This window comes from Methylobacterium mesophilicum (genome assembly GCF_036441335.1).
GTDB classification, from domain to species: domain Bacteria; phylum Pseudomonadota; class Alphaproteobacteria; order Rhizobiales; family Beijerinckiaceae; genus Methylobacterium; species Methylobacterium mesophilicum_B.
In genome coordinates this window covers 91,300-107,401 of record NZ_MLBW01000028.1, presented here as the reverse complement: position 1 = coordinate 107,401, position 16,102 = coordinate 91,300, and the positions used below count along the sequence as shown (strand labels likewise).

General features: G+C 72.7%; 14 protein-coding genes, 1 tRNA gene and 1 rRNA gene. 11 read left to right on the top strand and 5 right to left on the bottom strand.

Going from position 1 to position 16,102, the window contains the following annotated elements:
• Positions 1-26: 26 nt before the first annotated feature.
• Positions 27-596 (bottom strand): DNA-3-methyladenine glycosylase, encoded by a 570-nt coding sequence (locus tag MMR14E_RS18680; RefSeq protein ID WP_331316319.1) that lies wholly within the window; start codon positions 594-596, stop codon positions 27-29.
• A 152-nt stretch (positions 597-748) separates the two neighbouring features.
• Here MMR14E_RS18680 and MMR14E_RS18675 point away from each other — a divergent pair, with 152 nt between their 5' ends.
• Positions 749-2,473, top strand: a complete 1,725-nt coding sequence (locus tag MMR14E_RS18675) for an adenylate/guanylate cyclase domain-containing protein (protein WP_331316318.1) — start codon at positions 749-751, stop codon at positions 2,471-2,473.
• A 173-nt stretch (positions 2,474-2,646) separates the two neighbouring features.
• Here MMR14E_RS18675 and MMR14E_RS18670 read toward each other — a convergent pair whose 3' ends face one another.
• Entirely contained in the window at positions 2,647-3,843 is a 1,197-nt protein-coding gene (locus tag MMR14E_RS18670) for an MFS transporter (RefSeq protein WP_331316316.1), read from the bottom strand.
• 93 nt (positions 3,844-3,936) lie between these two features.
• Between MMR14E_RS18670 and gcvA the strand changes: the two genes are divergently transcribed.
• A complete protein-coding gene (gcvA, locus tag MMR14E_RS18665) occupies positions 3,937-4,824 on the top strand; it encodes a transcriptional regulator GcvA (protein WP_331316315.1) in 888 nt (295 codons plus the stop codon).
• Between the two features lie 199 nt (positions 4,825-5,023).
• Positions 5,024-7,168: a helicase-related protein gene (locus MMR14E_RS18660; RefSeq protein WP_331316313.1), complete on the top strand. Its 2,145-nt coding sequence runs from the start codon at positions 5,024-5,026 to the stop codon at positions 7,166-7,168.
• Positions 7,169-7,302: 134 nt separating this feature from the next.
• Here MMR14E_RS18660 and MMR14E_RS18655 read toward each other — a convergent pair.
• Both MMR14E_RS18655 and rrf read right to left on the bottom strand, forming a co-directional pair.
• Positions 7,303-7,379 (bottom strand) — tRNA-Met (locus MMR14E_RS18655).
• 129 nt (positions 7,380-7,508) lie between these two features.
• Positions 7,509-7,631: ribosomal RNA gene (gene rrf / locus MMR14E_RS18650) — 5S ribosomal RNA — on the bottom strand.
• Here rrf and MMR14E_RS18645 point away from each other — a divergent pair.
• The 3 genes from MMR14E_RS18645 (at position 7,620) to MMR14E_RS18635 (ending at position 13,240) form a co-directional block, all read left to right on the top strand.
• Positions 7,620-9,200 (top strand): AMP-binding protein, encoded by a 1,581-nt coding sequence (locus MMR14E_RS18645; RefSeq protein ID WP_331316449.1) that lies wholly within the window; start codon positions 7,620-7,622, stop codon positions 9,198-9,200. The two genes, rrf and MMR14E_RS18645, sit on opposite strands and share 12 nt — an antisense overlap.
• A 277-nt stretch (positions 9,201-9,477) precedes the next feature.
• Positions 9,478-11,631, top strand: coding sequence for a PAS domain-containing sensor histidine kinase (locus MMR14E_RS18640; protein WP_331316311.1), 2,154 nt, complete (start codon positions 9,478-9,480; stop codon positions 11,629-11,631).
• Between the two features lie 169 nt (positions 11,632-11,800).
• Complete coding sequence (locus tag MMR14E_RS18635) at positions 11,801-13,240, top strand: carotenoid oxygenase family protein (RefSeq protein WP_331316310.1); 1,440 nt, start codon at positions 11,801-11,803, stop codon at positions 13,238-13,240.
• 25 nt (positions 13,241-13,265) lie between these two features.
• On the opposite strand, the gene MMR14E_RS18630 is transcribed toward MMR14E_RS18635, so the two are convergent.
• Positions 13,266-13,901 carry a class I SAM-dependent methyltransferase gene (locus tag MMR14E_RS18630; protein ID WP_331316309.1) on the bottom strand — a complete coding sequence of 212 codons (636 nt, stop codon included), beginning with the start codon at positions 13,899-13,901 and terminating at the stop codon, positions 13,266-13,268.
• 561 nt (positions 13,902-14,462) lie between these two features.
• Between MMR14E_RS18630 and MMR14E_RS18625 the strand changes: the two genes are divergently transcribed.
• From MMR14E_RS18625 to MMR14E_RS18605, 5 genes are all read left to right on the top strand, one after another.
• Positions 14,463-14,672, top strand: a complete 210-nt coding sequence (locus MMR14E_RS18625) for a cold-shock protein (RefSeq protein WP_012329763.1) — start codon at positions 14,463-14,465, stop codon at positions 14,670-14,672.
• Positions 14,673-14,799: 127 nt separating this feature from the next.
• The gene (locus MMR14E_RS18620; protein WP_331316305.1) at positions 14,800-15,153 is read left to right on the top strand and encodes a DUF6481 family protein; all 354 of its coding nucleotides are present in this window, start codon (positions 14,800-14,802) and stop codon (positions 15,151-15,153) included.
• Positions 15,154-15,194: 41 nt separating this feature from the next.
• Positions 15,195-15,389: a hypothetical protein gene (locus MMR14E_RS18615; protein ID WP_331316304.1), complete on the top strand. Its 195-nt coding sequence runs from the start codon at positions 15,195-15,197 to the stop codon at positions 15,387-15,389.
• Between the two features lie 51 nt (positions 15,390-15,440).
• Positions 15,441-15,716, top strand: a complete 276-nt coding sequence (locus MMR14E_RS18610; protein ID WP_331316302.1) for a hypothetical protein — start codon at positions 15,441-15,443, stop codon at positions 15,714-15,716.
• A 110-nt stretch (positions 15,717-15,826) separates the two neighbouring features.
• Positions 15,827-16,045 carry a hypothetical protein gene (locus tag MMR14E_RS18605; protein ID WP_331316300.1) on the top strand — a complete coding sequence of 73 codons (219 nt, stop codon included), beginning with the start codon at positions 15,827-15,829 and terminating at the stop codon, positions 16,043-16,045.
• Positions 16,046-16,102: the final 57 nt, after the last annotated feature.

The following is a 16,102-nucleotide window of genomic DNA, read 5'->3' as shown; positions in this document are numbered from 1 at the left end:
CCGACCCGCACGCGCGGCGGGCGCCCTCACCCGGCGGCCTTCCGCGCCGGCCGGCTCACGAACCGGGAGCCGGCGAGCAGGAAGCGCCACGGCGTCTCGGCGCCGCGGGTGATGCCGATGCGCCGGTCGCTCACCACCGCGACGGCCCCGGAATCGCCCGCATCGCGGGGCTCGAACCGGAACGGCGCCCGCGCGAGGGGCGCCCCGTCCAGCGCGTCCGTGACGCCGAGGGCTTGGCAGAGGCGGCCGGGGCCGGCGCAGAGGAGGCGCGGATCCTCCAGGCCGCGGCGCGCCCGCATGGCGGGCAGCCCCTCGGTCGGCGCGAGGGCCCGGAGCAGCACGGCGCTGCCGGGCTCGCAGACGAGGTTCAGGCACCAGTGCATCCCGTAGGAGCGGTACACGTAGGCGTGGGCCGGCGGGCCGAACATGCTGGCGTTGCGCCGGGTCGGGCCGCGGAAGCTGTGGGAGGCCGGATCGGTGCTGTCGTAGGCCTCCGTCTCGACGATGATCCCGCCGGCCGCGCCGACGAACAGGCGGGCGCCGATCAGGTCGGAGGCCACCGCGGCGGCGCCGCGGGCGAAGAAGGTGTCCAGCATCGGGTCTCCGGCGCGGGCGGCCCGCGCGATCGGCGTCGCCGGGATCCCGCGGATCGCGGGCGATTAGAAATAAATCGGACGCCGCGGAAGTCTTGCTGGTACGAGGGGCCCGTGAATGGCGGCCCCTGAACCGATCCCCTCGGACCTCCAGCATGGTGCGCACAGCCTCGATCGCGACGCTCCGGTCCGCCGAGTCGGGCGCGCAACCCCGGTCGGCCCCGCGGGCCGCGCGCCTGCGCCTGAACCTGCGGCGTCTCCGGCTGGCCAGCGGCCTGATCCTGTTCGGCTACGTGCTGACGCACCTGCTGAACCACGCCCTGGGCAACGTCTCCCTCGACGCCATGGAGGACGGCCTCGACCTCGTGACGGCCGTCTGGCTCAACCCCGCCGGCCTGACGGCGCTCTACGGCGCCCTGGTGGTGCACCTGCTGCTCGGGCTCCAGGCCCTCTACGCGGCCCGCTTCTTCCACTGGCGGCCGTCCGAGGCCCTGCAGCTGGTCTCCGGCCTGCTGATCCCGCCGCTGCTCATCAGCCACATCGTGGCGACCCGGGTCTCCTTCGTCACCGAGGGGCTCGACAAGGGCTACGCGCAGGAACTCTACGCCTTCTGGATCGCCTCGCCGACCCTCGGCCTGATGCAGGTGACGGTCCTGGTCGTCGCCTGGGTACACGGCTGCATGGGCCTGTATTTCTGGCTGCGGCTGAAGCCCGGCTTCGACCGCACGGCGCCCTGGCTGCTGGCGCTCGCGGTGCTGGTGCCGGTGCTGGCGCTGCTGGGCTTCGCGCAGGGCGGCCGGATGGTCCTGACCCTGGCGCAGGATCCGGCGTGGCGCGCCGCGGCGCTCCAGCCGGTCCATGTCGGGCTGCCCGACCAAGTGGCGCGGCTCGCCGCCATCCGGGACGGGCTGCTCGGGACCTACGCGGGCCTCGTGGCGGCCGTGATCGCGGCCCGCGGCGCGCGGACGCTCGCCGAGATCAAGCGCGGCACGATCCGTCTCAGCTACCCGGACGGGCGGGTGGTGCGGGTGCCCCGCGGCACGAGCGTGCTGGAAGCGAGCCGGCGCAACCGGATCCCCCATGCCAGCGTCTGCGGCGGCCGCGGCCGGTGCTCGACCTGCCGGATCCGGGTGACGGACGGCAGCGACGGGGCGCCGGCGCCCGGCCGCACCGAGCGGGCGGTGCTGGAGCGCATCGCGGCCGGTCCCGGGGTGCGCCTCGCCTGCCAGTTCCGGCCCGAGACCGACATGGCCGTGGTGCCGCTGCTGCCGCCGCAGCCGCGTATGCGCCAAGCCGACCTGCTCGACCGGGCGCAGTCCGGCGAGGAGCGCTTCATCGTGGCGATGTTCGTCGACCTGCGCGGCTCGACGCGGCTCGCCGAGGAGCGCCTGCCCTACGACACGGTGTTCATCATCAACCGCTTCCTCGGCGCGGTCGGCGACGCCGTCCGGGAGGCCGGCGGCTCGACCAACCAGTTCCTCGGCGACGGCCTGCTGGCCCTGTTCGGGTTGGAGACGGAGGCCGAGGCGGCCGCCCGGGAGGCCCTGAAGGCGATCGACCTCATCGCCGAGTCGGTCGACACCCTGAACGGGCTCCTGGCGGCCGATTTGGAGCACACCCTCCGGTACGGGATCGGCGTGCATGCCGGCCCGGCGATCGTCGGCGAGATGGGGGACGCCACCGACGCCCGGTTCACCGCGCTCGGCGACACCGTCAACGTCGCGGCCCGGCTCCAGGGCCTGACCAAGGTCCTCGGCTGCGTGGCCGTGGTGTCGGAGGCGGTCTACGCGGCGGCCCGCGTGGCGCCGGCGGAGATCCGGGACGTGGCGGTGGACGGCCGGTCGGAGGCCGTCCGGGTCAGCACCCTCGGAAGCGCCTGACGCGAACGTCCTCGCGAGCGGAGCGAAGCAACCCAGGGTGGCGTCGCGCTGCCGAGAAGTCCCGCTGCCCCAGGTCGCTTCGCTGCGCGCGCGATGACGGGTGATCCGAGCGGACGGCGCGCCTCAGGCCCGCTGCCGGTGCGCCGCCCTGAGGCGCGGCGCCAGGGCCAGCATCAGCGGCACCACGGCGAGCGCCGTCCCGGCCGCCGCCACGGCCGCCCNGCCGCCACGGCCGCCCAGTGCGGGCCGGCCGCGTCGCCGAGCCGGCCGTAGAGCAGCGGCGCCGCCAGCGCGCTGCCGCCGAGCGTCCAGGTGTAGAACACCGCGAAGGCCCGCTCGACCCGGCCGCCCGGGGCCAGTTCCGGGACGGTCCCGTAGAGCACCGACGAGGTGCCGTTCAGCATCACGCCGAGCAGCGGCAGCAGGATCAGCCCGGGGGCCAGCGGCAGCGCGATCACCGCCAGGATCGCCAGCGCCGTCCCGGTCTCGGTGAGGATCACGGTCCGGGTCACGCCGAGACGGTCCCCGAGGCGCCCGCAGACCGCCTTGCCGAGCGCGCCGCCGACGAAGACCAGCGACAGCGCGAGGCCGACCGTGGTCAGGGCCGCGCCCTTCTCCTGCAGCAGGAACGGCAGGTAGAGCAGGAAGGCCGGCCGCGCGGCGTTGTCGAGCATGCCGATGGCGACGAGCAGGCGGAAGCCCGTGCCGCGCCCCGGCCCGGTCGCGGACGGATGGGGCGCCGGACGCGCCGCCGTACCGCCGCTGCGTGACGCCGGCTCACGCGGCAGCAGGTGCGCGACCGCGAGCGCGACCGCGATCCCGGCGCCGGCGATCACCCAGAGCGCGTGCCGCCAGCCCGTCAGGGTCAGCAGCAGGCCGACCAGGGGCGGGACCGCCGCCTTCCCGAGATCGCCGGTGAAATTGTAGGTGCCGAGTGGGCCGCGGGCGCCGGGCCCGTAGGCCCGGGCGATCACCGCGGACGCCAGGGGGTGCTGGGTGCTGCTGCCGGCGCCGCCGAGCAGGAGCCCGATCCCGAGCCCGACGAGGCCGCCCGAGGCCCCGGCGATCGCGTGGCCGGCCGCGCTGAGCACGGTGCCGAGCACCAGCACGGTGCGGGCACCCCAGGCCTGGGCGAGGCGGCTCGCCGGCATCTGCAGCGCCGCCAGGGCGCCGTTGTAGAGCGAGCGCAGGAACGCCAGGGCGACGTAGTCGAGGCCGAACTCCGCCTGCCAGACCGGCAGCAGCACGTAGATCAGGTCCGTGTAGCCGTCGTGCAGGGCGTGGTTCACGCCGGTGGCCACCAGCGTGCGCCGGGCGTCCGACAGGGACATGGGTTCGGGAGACGCGGTCAGATCGGACGCGACGGACATCCAGCCATCCTTCGTGGTGCGACGCCAGGATGGCGCCCTGGCCCGGAGCTGACAAACGACTTAAGCTGACGCTCGCGTGAGGAAACCTGACCCGTGCACCGTCGCCTGCCGCCGCTCAACGCCGTGAAAGCCTTCGAGGCGGCCGCGCGGCACGGGAGCTTCACCCGCGCCGCGGACGAGCTGCGGGTCACCCACGGGGCGGTCAGCCGGCACGTCCAGATGCTGGAGGGCTGGCTCGGGCTGCCGCTGTTCGAGCGCCACAACCGGCGCGTGGTCCTGACCGAGGCCGGCACGGCCTACGCCACCGAGATCGGCGCCGCCCTCGACCGCATCGCCCTGGCCACCGCCCGTCAGGCCGAGCGCGGCCGGCCGCGGCTGCTGCACGTGAACGCGCTCGCCACCTTCACCCTGCGCTGGCTGATCCCGCGCCTGTCGGGTTTCCAGCGGGCCAACCCGTCGATCGAGGTGCGGCTGACGACCTCGAACGTGCCCCTCGCCGGCCTGGCGGAGCCGTTCGACGTGGCGATCCGGGGCGGGCCGGACAGCCGCCCCGGCCACCGCGCGGAGCCGTTCCTGTCCGAGCGGCGCATCCCGGTCTGCAGCCCGGACCTGCTGCGGCGGCTGCCGCTCCGGGTCCCGGAGGATCTCCGGCAGCACACGCTGCTGCACGCCGCGACGCTGCCGCGGGTCTGGCCCGACTGGCTGCGGGCGGCGGGTGTCCCGGACCTGGCGCCGCGGGCCACGGTGACGCTGGAGCACTTCTACCTGACCCTCCAGGCCGCCCTGGACGGGCTCGGCGTCGCCATGGGGCCGGAGCGGCTGATCGCCGACGACGTCGCGGCCGGCCGCCTGACCCTGCCCTTCGCGGGCCCCGCCCTGCCAGCGCGGAGCTACTACACCTACGTCCCGGACCCCCGGGTGGAGGATCCGGCGGTGCGGGCCTTCTGCGGCTGGCTCGCCGAGGCGGCCCGGCAGCCGTGAGATCCCGTCTTCGCGAGCGCAGCGAAGCGACCCAGGGCAGCGCGCCCTCGGTCAGCACAGCGCCGACCGGATTGCTTCGCTGCGCTCGCCAAGACGATGTCGCCGTAGCGCCCGAACGCAGTTCGGCGCATGGATCGGATCCGGAACGCCCCCGACCGCACCGGGGTTGGCGTCGGACGCTTCTGCCGAAGGTGACCGCATGGCGCGCAAGCGTCTCCGCCCGACGATCGAGAGCCTGATCGAATCCGTAGGCCGCCTCGGCCTGTCCCCCGACGCGGTCGACCTCGACCGGCTGCTCGCCCATCTCGACCTGCCCGATTACGGCGCCGAGGTGGAGGACGAGCGCGTCGCCCGCGCGCTCCGCGAGATGCGGGCCGCCCGGGCCTTCGCGGAGACCGGCATCCCGGCGATCCGGACGGCGATCCCCAACCTCCGGGCCGTGGTCACCAAGGACCACCGGATCACCTGGCTGATCCGGACCGAGATCCCGCTCCTCGACAACGGCCGCCTGGACCTGCGGCTCGACATCGCCCCGGAGCCGGAGGCGGCCGAGATCCTCGCCCGCATGGCCGCCCGGAACGACCCGGCCCACCGCCTGGAGGCCCTGCGCGAGGCCGTGGCGCGCACGGCCCTGCAGGCGACCCGCGCCCTGCACAAGCCGGTCGACCGGCTGCGGGCGCAGCTCCTCGTCGACCTGCGCGAGGTCGGGGCGGACGCCGCCGCCTACATCGCCCACATGGACCGCTCCCTCCGGTCCCGCGTGTTCACCTACGGCCCGAAGCTCGCCCGCGGCCTCAACGACACGCTCACCCCCGTCCGCCGCCACGCCAAGGCGGTGGCGCGCGAGGGCTCGCGCCTGCAGCGGCTGCGCGATCAGGTCGGCTTCGGCGCCTATATCGAGCGGTTCACCGCCGCCCGGCGCCTCGACCGGAAGATCGTGTTCCACATGGGGCCGACCAATTCCGGCAAGACCTACGCGGCCCTGCAGCACCTGACCGCGGCCGGGACGGGCGCCTACCTCGCGCCGCTCCGGCTGCTGGCGCTGGAGAATTACGAGACCCTGCGCGAGCGGGGCCTGCGCGCCGGCATGATCACCGGCGAGGAGGTGCTGGGCGCGGCCGCCCCGACCCACACCGCCCGCACCATCGAGACCGCCGACCTGACCCGTCCGATCGACGTGGCGGTGATCGACGAGATCCAGATGCTGTCGGACCCCGACCGCGGCTGGGCCTGGACCAACGCGCTGTTCGGCGTCGCCGCCAGGACCGTGATCGTCTGCGGCTCCGACGACGCCCTGTCGTATGTCCGCCGCGCCGCAGAGGCCGCCGACGAGTCCCTGGAGGTGATCCCTTTCACCCGCAAGTCGCCGCTCCTGCTGCTGGAGGAGCCGGTGCCGCTGGAGAAGGTCGAGGCCGGCGACGCGGTCGTGGCCTTCTCCCGCCGGGCCGTGCACGAGAACCGCGAGATCCTCGTCGCCCGGGGCCACCGGGTCGCGACGATCTACGGCGCCCTGTCGCCGGAGGTCCGCCGGGCCGAGGCCGCGCGCTTCCGCTCCGGCGAGGCCGACGTGCTGGTGACCACCGACGCGATCGGCATGGGGCTCAATCTCGGGCCGCTGAAGCGGATCGTGTTCTCGGCGGTGCGCAAGTGGGACGGGACCGCCGAGCGGGCGCTGACCCATTCGGAGATCCGGCAGATCGCCGGCCGGGCCGGCCGCTACGGCCACCAGGATGTCGGCTACGTGGCGGCGACCGACCCGTACGCCGCCGAGCCGATCCGCACCGCCCTCTCGGGCGCCCCGACGGCGCCTGCGGCCGACACGCGCTTCTACGTCCGCCCGGATCTCGGGGCGATCCGCTCGGTGGCCGAGGAGATGCGCACGCACAGCCTGCACGAGGTGCTGACCCACTTCGCGCGGGCGACCTTCTACGCGGGCTCGCCGTTCCAGCCCTCGGCCCTGGAGGAGGTGCTGGACGTCGCCCGGACGGTCGACCGGGCGCGGCTGCCGATCGAGGAGAAGTTCGCCTTCTCGGTCTGCCCGATCGACCGGCGCGACGAGATCGCCATGGGGCTGCTGGAGCGCTGGTGCCAGGCGCGCGCCGCCGGCCTCACGGTCCCGGCCCTGCGCGGCAATCTCGCGGGCGCGCTCGACTACCAGGAGCGGACCGTGAAGCTCGCCAGCGCCTATCTGTGGCTGTCCCGGCGCTTCCCCGAGACCTTCGACGACGTGGACGCCATCCGCCACATGCGCGGGCGGGCCAACGACGCCATCGAGCAGCACCTGCGCGAGACCGCGACCCGCAAGGCCGAGCGCCGGAGCCGGCGGAGCGGCGGGGCGCGGTGAAGCCGATACCGTTCCCGGTCGAACGCATCGGTCGAACCGGCTCGCTCCGTCATCGCGAGCGCAGCGAAGCGACCCAGGGCGGCGCCTCCTAAAAGCCGGCCCGCATGGTGCAGACCGGCTTTTTCAACTGACTTTGGTTGCGGGGACAGGATTTGAACCTGTGACCTTCAGGTTATGAGCCTGACGAGCTACCGGGCTGCTCCACCCCGCGCCAAGTGTGTGCGGATGATCCGCAAGTGTGTGCGGCTGGCCCGGATGCGCCGGCTCTGGTGAGCTTGGGCGGTATGTCCGGGGGCCGGATCGGTGTACGTGGTGAGGGGCTGTTGCTTGCGATGTGCGGGTCTGGCGGCGACCGACTCTCCCGTGTCTTGAGACACAGTACCATGGGCGCTGGCGTGTTTAACGGCCGAGTTCGAGATGGGATCGGGTTCNGTGGCCGGATCGCGTGGCGCTGGTCGCGCCCGCGCAGGATGCGCGCTGGACGTGGCGCGAGCTGAGGGACCGCGCCGACGCCGTCGCGGTCGGCCTGCTCGCCCTCGGCCTCCGGCGCGGAGACCGCATCGGGATCTGGTCGCTCAACCGCGCCGAGTGGGTGCTGACCCAGTTCGCCGCCGCCCGGGCGGGGCTGATCCTGGTGACGATCAATCCGGCCTACCGGCTGACGGAACTGGAATTCGCGCTCAACGCGGTCGGCTGCGCCGCCCTCGTGACGGCGACGGCGTTCAAGGACAGCGACTATCTCGGGATGCTCAACACCCTGGCCCCCGAACTCGCCGCCTCCGAGCCGGGCCGGCTCTCCGCCGCGCGTCTGCCGCACCTGCGCGCGGTGATCCAGATCGGCGGACCGCCGGCCCCGGGCGCGATCGCCTTCGACGCCGTCGCGGCCCGGGGCGACGCGGCCGGCACGGCCGCGCTGCACGACCTCGCCGACGTGATGCAGTTCGACGACGCGGCCAACATCCAGTTCACCAGCGGCACGACGGGCGCCCCGAAGGGCGTGACGCTGACCCACCACAACATCCTCAACAACGGCCACTTCGTCGGCCGCGCGATGCGGCTGACCGCCGAGGATCGGATCTGCATCCCGGTGCCGCTCTACCATTGCTTCGGCATGGTGATGGGCAATCTCGCGGCCCTGACCCACGGCTGCGCCATGGTCTTTCCGGGCGAGGGCTTCGATCCGCGCGCGACGCTGGCGACCGTGCAGGCCGAGCGCTGCACCGCGCTCTACGGCGTGCCGACCATGTTCATCGCCGAGCTCGACCATCCCGATTTCGCGCAGTTCGATCTCCGCTCCCTGCGCACCGGGATCATGGCGGGCGCGCCGTGCCCGATCGCGGTGATGCGCCGGGTCGTTGAGCAGATGAACATGCGCGACGTCACCATCGCGTACGGCATGACCGAGACCAGCCCGGTGAGCTTCCAGAGCTCCAGCGACGACCCGCTGGAGCGGCGCGTCACGACCGTCGGCCGGATCCACCCGCATCTCGAGGTCAAGATCGTGGATTCCGAGGGACGCGTGACCCCGCGGGGCGAGCGCGGCGAGCTGTGCACGCGCGGCTACTCGGTCATGCTCGGCTACTGGGCGGACGCGGAGCGGACCGCGGAGGTCCTCGACGCCGCCGGATGGATGCACACCGGCGACCTCGCGACACTGGACGCGGAGGGGTACTGCAACATCGTCGGCCGGATCAAAGACATGGTCATACGCGGCGGCGAGAACATCTATCCGCGCGAGATCGAGGAGTTCCTCTTCCGGCATCCGCAGATCCAGGACGTCCAGGTCTTCGGGGTCTCGGACCCGAAATACGGGGAGGAGCTGTGCGCCTGGATCAGGCTGCGCGACGGTGAGACTCTGTCGGAGTCGGCGGTGCGCGCGTTCTGCGAGGGGCAGATCGCGCGCCAGAAGATCCCGAAATACATCCAGTTCGTCGACGCCTTCCCGATGACGGTTTCCGGAAAGATCCAGAAGTTCGTGATGCGTCGGTGCGTGGAGGAGCAGCTGGGGCTCGCGCGACCCGCGACGGCCTGAGGGCGCGGGCCAGCTTCCGCCGGAGCGGCCGGGCCGTCACCGGCGCGGTGTCGCCGGACGGCGTCCGCACCCGTCGCCCGCGGCCGCCGGCGCGGCTCCTGAAGACCGCTCGGCTCCCGCGGATGCTGTCATCGCTCGTGTCATCGCTCGGCGGCGTGTCGAAGTCGTCGTCCGGTGAAGCGCCATCATTGCTGCGCGCGCCGCGAGCGGACATGCTGGCGCGTGACGTCACCGAGGCGGTGTATCAGTGTCGGCATGGCCACAGGGCGGCGGCGAGATGGCCGCGCGCATCCGCGACTTCGCTTGGGAACAGACGCCGCTGGGGGCGTCCGCCCGCTGGCCGGAGCGCCTCAGGGTCATGGTCGAGCAGGTGCTCGGCAGCCCGCTGGTCGCGTCCCTCGTCTGCGGACCCGAGCGCCTCCTGATCTACAACGATGCCGCCGCGCGGCTCTACGGCGACCGGCACCCGGCGGGGCTCGGCCGGCCGCTGGCGCGGACCTTCCCGGCGGGGTGGGCGACGGTCGCGGCCTTCTACGCGCGCGCCTTCGCGGGCGAGGCCGTACAGGTGGCCGGGCAACCTCTGGCCGCCCGCGTCGGAGGGGCCGCGGAGGACGTCTTCGACGCGCTCCTGATGCCCGTGCGCGACGCGGAGGGGCAGGTGATGGCGGTGCACATGACCGGCCTCGAGATCGGTGAACGCCTGCGCGCCGAGGCCAAGCTGCGGACCAGCGAGGCCCGGTACCGCGACCTCTTCGACGCCATCGACGAGGGGTTCTGCACCATCGAGGTCCTGTTCGACGGGGCCGGGCAGGCGGTCGACTACCGCTTCCTGTCGGTGAACGCGGCCTTCGAGCAGCAGACCGGCCTCCGCGACGCGGTCGGGCAGACCATCCGGGCGCTGGCGCCCGACCTCGAGCCGCACTGGTTCGAGACCTACGGCCGGATCGTGCGCACCGGCAAACCCGAGCGCTTCGAGGACCGCGCCGACGCGCTCGGGCGCTGGTACGAGGTCTACGCCTTCCCGATCGGGGCGCCGGAACGGCGGCAGGTGGCGGTCCTCTTCAAGGACATCCTCCAGCGCAAGCGGGCCGAAGATCGGCTGCGCGCCAGCGAGGAGCGGTTCCGCGCCTTCGTCACCGCCAGTGCGGATGTCATCTATCGCATGAGCCCGGACTGGAGCGAGCTGCGCGTCCTCGAGGGTCGCGGCTTCCTGGCCGATACCGTCACCCCGAACGACGACTGGCTGAGCGCCTACATCGATCCCGCCGACCAGCCGCGCCTGCGCGAGGCGATCCGGCGGGCGATCCGATCCAAGACGATGTTCGAGCTGGAGCATCCCGTCAGGCAGGCGGACGGGAGCCTGGGCTGGGCGCTGTCCCGGGCCGTGCCGCTCCTCGACGATGACGGCGAGATCCGCGAATGGTTCGGCGCCGCCAGCGACGTGACCGCGCGCAAGCGGGCCGAGGACGATCTGCGCGCGAGCGAGGAGCGCTTCCGCGGGCTGGTCGAGGGGTTCGGACAGTTCAGCTGGGAGGCGTCGGCCGAGGGCGTCATCGAGGTCGACAGCCCGGGCTGGCGCGCGTTCACCGGGCAGCGCCCGGACGAGTGGCTCGGGCGCGGCTGGGTCCACGCGATCCATCCCGATGACCGGGCCCTCACGGAGGCGAAGTGGCGGCAGGCGGTCGCGACGCGGACGGCGGTCGATCACGAGTACCGCCTGTGGCACGCCCCGAGCGCGTCGTGGCGGTGGTCGAACGTCCGCGCGGTGCCGATCACGTACCCGGACGGGTCGATCCGCAAATGGTCCGGGGTGAACATCGACGTCACGGACCACCACAGGCTGCTGGCGCGGCAGGAGGTGCTGATCAACGAGCTGCAGCACCGCACGCGCAACCTGCTCGGTGTCGTCAGCGCCGTGGCGGGCAGGACGCTGCGGCAGGGCAGCCCGGTCGAGGCGTTCGAGGCGCGGCTGCTGGCGCTGAGCCGCGCGCAGGGTCTGCTCAGCCAGTACGGCAGCGACACGGTCGAGGTCGGCGCGCTGGTGCGGGCCGAACTGGCCGCCTACGTGGACGGCGCGTCCGACCGCATCACCGTCGCCGGCCCCGAGGTACACCTGACCGCGCGGCAGGTGCAGAACTTCGCCCTGGCCGTCCACGAGCTGACCACCAACGCCGTGAAGTACGGCGCGCTCCAGAACGCGACCGGTCGGCTGCGCGTCACCTGGGCGATCCTTCTCGATTCGCGCGGCCGCCGGATCCTGGCCCTGGACTGGACGGAGGGCGGCGTCACCATCGATCCCGGTCAGGTGACGCGCAGCGGTTACGGCACGGAGCTGATCCAGGAGGCGCTGGCCTACGCGCTCCAGGCCACGGTCGATTACAGGCTCGGCGCGGACGGCGTGCGCTGTCGGATCGAGATGCCGGTCTCCTGATCGACGGGACGCGGCCGCGCCGAGCGTCGGAGTTCGGCCGAGCGCGTCGCGGTCCCCGCGTTCGGGTATGGTGCGCGAAGACGCGAGCGCGGCCTCCTTCGGTGGCAGGGGAAGGCCGGCGTCGCGTCGATGTCGTCCTGCCCGCCGCCCGATCGTGGAATCGCGCCCGATGCCGAAACGAGTCCAGTCGGCCTTCCGCGCGGCCGCCGAGATCGGCGTCGGCCTGCTGGCGGCCTGCAACCGGCTGCGGCTGCCCGGCACGGTGAATCCCTTCGTCGTCGGCGTCCACGAACCGATGCGCGCGGAGCTGACGCTGGAGAACCTGCCCGTCACCGGGGCGATCCCGCCCGGCCTCGACGGCCTCTATCTCAAGATGGGGGCGAACCCCGTCCGAGCGGCGACGCGGGGCCACGACTGGTTCCTCGGCGACGGCATGGTGCACGGTCTCGCCCTCGAGGATGGCCGGGCGCGGTGGTATCGCAACCGATGGATCGGCTCACGCCAGGCCGCCGCGGCGCTCGGGCGGCCAGCGGCGCCCGGGCCGCGCCGGGGCGGCAACGACACCGTCAACACCAACGTCGTCGAGATCGGCGGCCGGATCTTCGCGGTGGTGGAGGCCGGCAGCTTCCCCGTCGAGCTCTCGCGGACGCTGGAGGAGCAGCGCTACAACCCGTTCGACGGGACGCTCACCGGCTCCTTCACCGGTCATCCGCACCGCGATCCGCTGACCGGCGAGACTCACGCCGTCGCGTATGACGGCCGCGTCTGGGACCGCGTGCGCCACGTCGTTCTCGCACCGGGCGGGCAGGTCGTGCGGGATGTGCCGGTCGCGGTCGCCCACGGCCCCTGCATCCACGACTGCGCGATCACGGCCCGCTTCGTGATCGTGCTGGACCTGCCCGTCACGTTCTCGTTCCGGGCCCTGCTCGCCGGGTACCGCTTCCCGTTCCGCTGGAACCCCGGCCACGGGGCCCGGGTGGGCCTCCTCCCCCGGCACGGCAGCGACGCCGACATCGTCTGGTGCGCCGTCGAGCCCTGCTTCGTGTTCCACGCCGCCAACGCCTACGACGCCGCGGACGGGCGCGTGATCCTCGATGTCGTCGCCTACGGGACGGTGTTCGCCTCGCCCGGGGGCGGGCTCGACACGCCGGGCCGGCTCGAACGCTGGACGATCGATCCGTCGACGGGTCGGGTCGAGCGGCGCGTGATCGACCCCGCGGCGCAGGAATTCCCCCGCCTCGACGAGCGGCGCCTCGGGCAGCGCCACCGCTACCTCTACACGGTCAGCGTCCCCGCCAACGGCAACACGCAGCTCGCCGGTGCGACGCGGCTCTACAAGCACGACCTCGAGACGGGCGCGCGGCACGTGCACGATTTCGGTCCCGATCACGTCCCGGGTGAGTTCGTCTTCGTGCCCGCGCATGCCGGGGCCGGCGAGGACGAGGGCTGGCTCGTCGGGCTCGTCATCGACACCGCCCGCGACACGACCGACTTCGCGATCCTCGACGCGCGCGCGTTCGACGCACCTCCCGTGGCGCGGGTCCGCCTCGGACACCGGATCCCGCCCGGCTTCCACGGCAACTGGTTCCCGGCACGCGGCCTCGCCTGAGAGGCCGGTGCTGCGCCCCGGCTCCTCAGGTCGCGGCGGTCCAGCCGATCACCGCCGTCACGGGGTCGCCGGGGCCTCCCACGGGGTTGAGGACGCGTCCCTCGACGCGGGCGAAGCCGGCGCGCTGGAGGTACAGACCGACGAGCTGGGCGTGGCCCGCGCCGTCGAGGGCGTTCCAGATGGCCACCGCCTTGGTCGGGAAGCAGCGGTTCGAGAAGCTGATCACCGCCGGCGCACCGGGGCGCAGCACGCGCGCGATCTCGGACAGGACGGCCACGGGGCGCTGGAGATACTGGACCGAGACGCAGATCAGCGCGGCGTCGACGCAGGCCGTGTCGAGCGGCAGGCGCGGCTCGGCGTTGAGATCCTGCACGAAATGCCGGGTCAGGCGCGGGTTGGCGGCGAGCTCGGCCGCGTTCAGGCCGTGACCGGTGATGCTGGCATAGGTGATCTCGTCCGGCAGGTGACTGACCCAACTCGACATCAGATCGAGGATGTCGCCGCCCGCCGGGACGATCGCTCTGTAGAGGTCGGTGACTGCCGCGATCGCGGCGTCGTCGATATGGGTCACGAAGCGCGGTTGCGCGTAGAACGCGGGATCTGGCCGACGGTCGTGCTTGGCGAACGCCTCGGGGGGAAAGTCCGGCAGATCCTGAGTCATCGGCGAGCGGGCTCCCGGGTCGAACGGCGCGTCGAACCCGACGGCCGGCGCGCGAAGCTGGGATAGCGTGCGGATAAAGACAGTGCCCCACAGCCCCGCGGACAGGTGTCCACGTCGCCGCATCCGCGCCGGGGAGACCGCGCGGGGCGGATCGCGGGCTCAAGCCGGCGCCGTGCCCGCGGGACCGCTCCGCTCGCTCGGCCACCCGTCCTCGTCGGGCGGGAGCGGCGGCCGGCACTGTCGGAAATCGGGCGACCGGGCGCGTGAGCGCAGGGACGCGGACGCGGCGGTTCATCCGGGCCGTTCGCGCGCAGTCCGAGCAGAATTTCAGGATCAATTATTGCTGCACAGCGCGGCGTGAAACGCGCAGTTTTTTAAAATACTTGTCATCGATGCGCCGTTGGCTTACAGATGTGAGATCGATTTTTGGCCAGGTATCCGGCCGTATCGCCTCAACAGGGCGAGCGTTCTGCATCTCTCCCATTTTCGACATTCGGCGACCGGGCGCGTGCGATCCATGCGCCCGCCCTATCTATTTGCCTTCACTGATATGGAATACCTATGACCATCGGCACCGTTAAATGGTTCAACGACACCAAGGGCTTCGGCTTCATCCAGCCGGATGACGGCGGCAAGGACGTGTTCGTCCACATCTCGGCCGTCGAGCGCGCCGGCATGCAGGGCCTGAACGAGGGCCAGAAGGTCTCCTACGAGATGGAGACCGACCGGCGGACCGGCAAGCAGTCGGCCGGCAGCCTTCAGGCCGCCTGAGCCTCGCGCGTCCCCGCGCGATGCGCGTCGAAGCCGCTCCTGCCGCGGAGCGGCTTCATCCATGCCTCATCCATGTCTCGCCACCCGGGCTGACGCCCGGTGCGCCTACGGAGAGTTCGTGAAGCCTTTGAAAACCGATCACCTCGTCGATCGTCTCGCAGAGACGGCCAGAGCGCGGCAGGCCACCCTGGCCCGGTTCCGGGCACGCCCGGCGGCCGATGATCCGGCCGTGCTCGCTCGGCAGGCCGCGCGGCGCGCGGTCATCCAGGCCCGGGACCTGCGGGCGACCGAACGGGAGGCCGTGCGTCTGGCCGCCGAGGTCGAGCGTGAGGCTGAGGTCCAGGCCGCGCAGGCCCGCGCCGCGGCCGAGTCCGACCGTCTGGCTGCCGAGATGGCGGAGCAGCAGGTTGCCCGCGCTGCCGAACAGAAGGCGGCCCGCGACGCGCGGTTCGCGGCCCGAAAGGCGCGTGCACGCCGCTAGCCCGAACCCGGCCCGCGCGCTGTCACTCCGGAGGACGACCCATGTCTCACAAGTTCAAGATCGGCCAGCACGTTCGGCAGCTGGGGCTCAGCTACGCCGGCAGTAAGAGCACCGTCGACGGCCTCTTCGAGGTCGTCCGCCTGATGCCGGACGACCGGTCCGGCGAGCCGACTTACCGCATCAAGTCCGCGAGCGGCGAGCGCGCCGTGCGGGAGGGTGAGCTCACGTCCGCTTGAACGGACTCGGGACGTCGACCGGTCCGACCCAGATCGAGGCTGTTGCGATCCATGACGACGACGAAGGACACCCACTCGGCCGACGCGGCGATGATCGAACCCAATCAGACGGCCTTCATTCTCAAGGTGACGCGGCCCGACGACGCGGAGCTGTCGGGCCAATTGGTCATGTTCTACGCCGCGATCACAACCTCGGAGGACGAGGCACTGGCCATCGTGCGCCGCGCGGTGAAGGCCGATGCGGAGGTCGAGCCGACGGGCGTCCGCCTCTCTCAGCAGACCGCCAGCGCCCTCCATCTGGAAGCGGGCCTCGCGCGGGCCCTCTGACGCGCCGATTTCCGGAACCGCCCTGCGACCGCGGCCGGGATGACGCCCGCGCGGGACCTCCCGACAGGACCGCGCGTTGTGGCAGCAGCGATGAGCTGAGGACGTCTGCCATGGACATCGAACGCTTCGCGGAAACCGAGACCACGCTCGCCGTCGCGGACCGCCTCTGGCGTGCCGAGATGCGACGGGTGTTCGGGCCCGATGCCGTTCTGCGCCACGGCTTCGGCGCGGAGCGTCAGGGCGCACCCGGAACGCGATTGCGCGTGGCTTTCGAGGCGCGACGGAGCGCGATCGCGGCGTGGCGGCACGCGCGGCGCCCGGCCGCCTGACCCGCCGCCTGCGGGATCGTTAGCCGCTTCGCACCCCCGTCGCCGACGCCCTCCCGG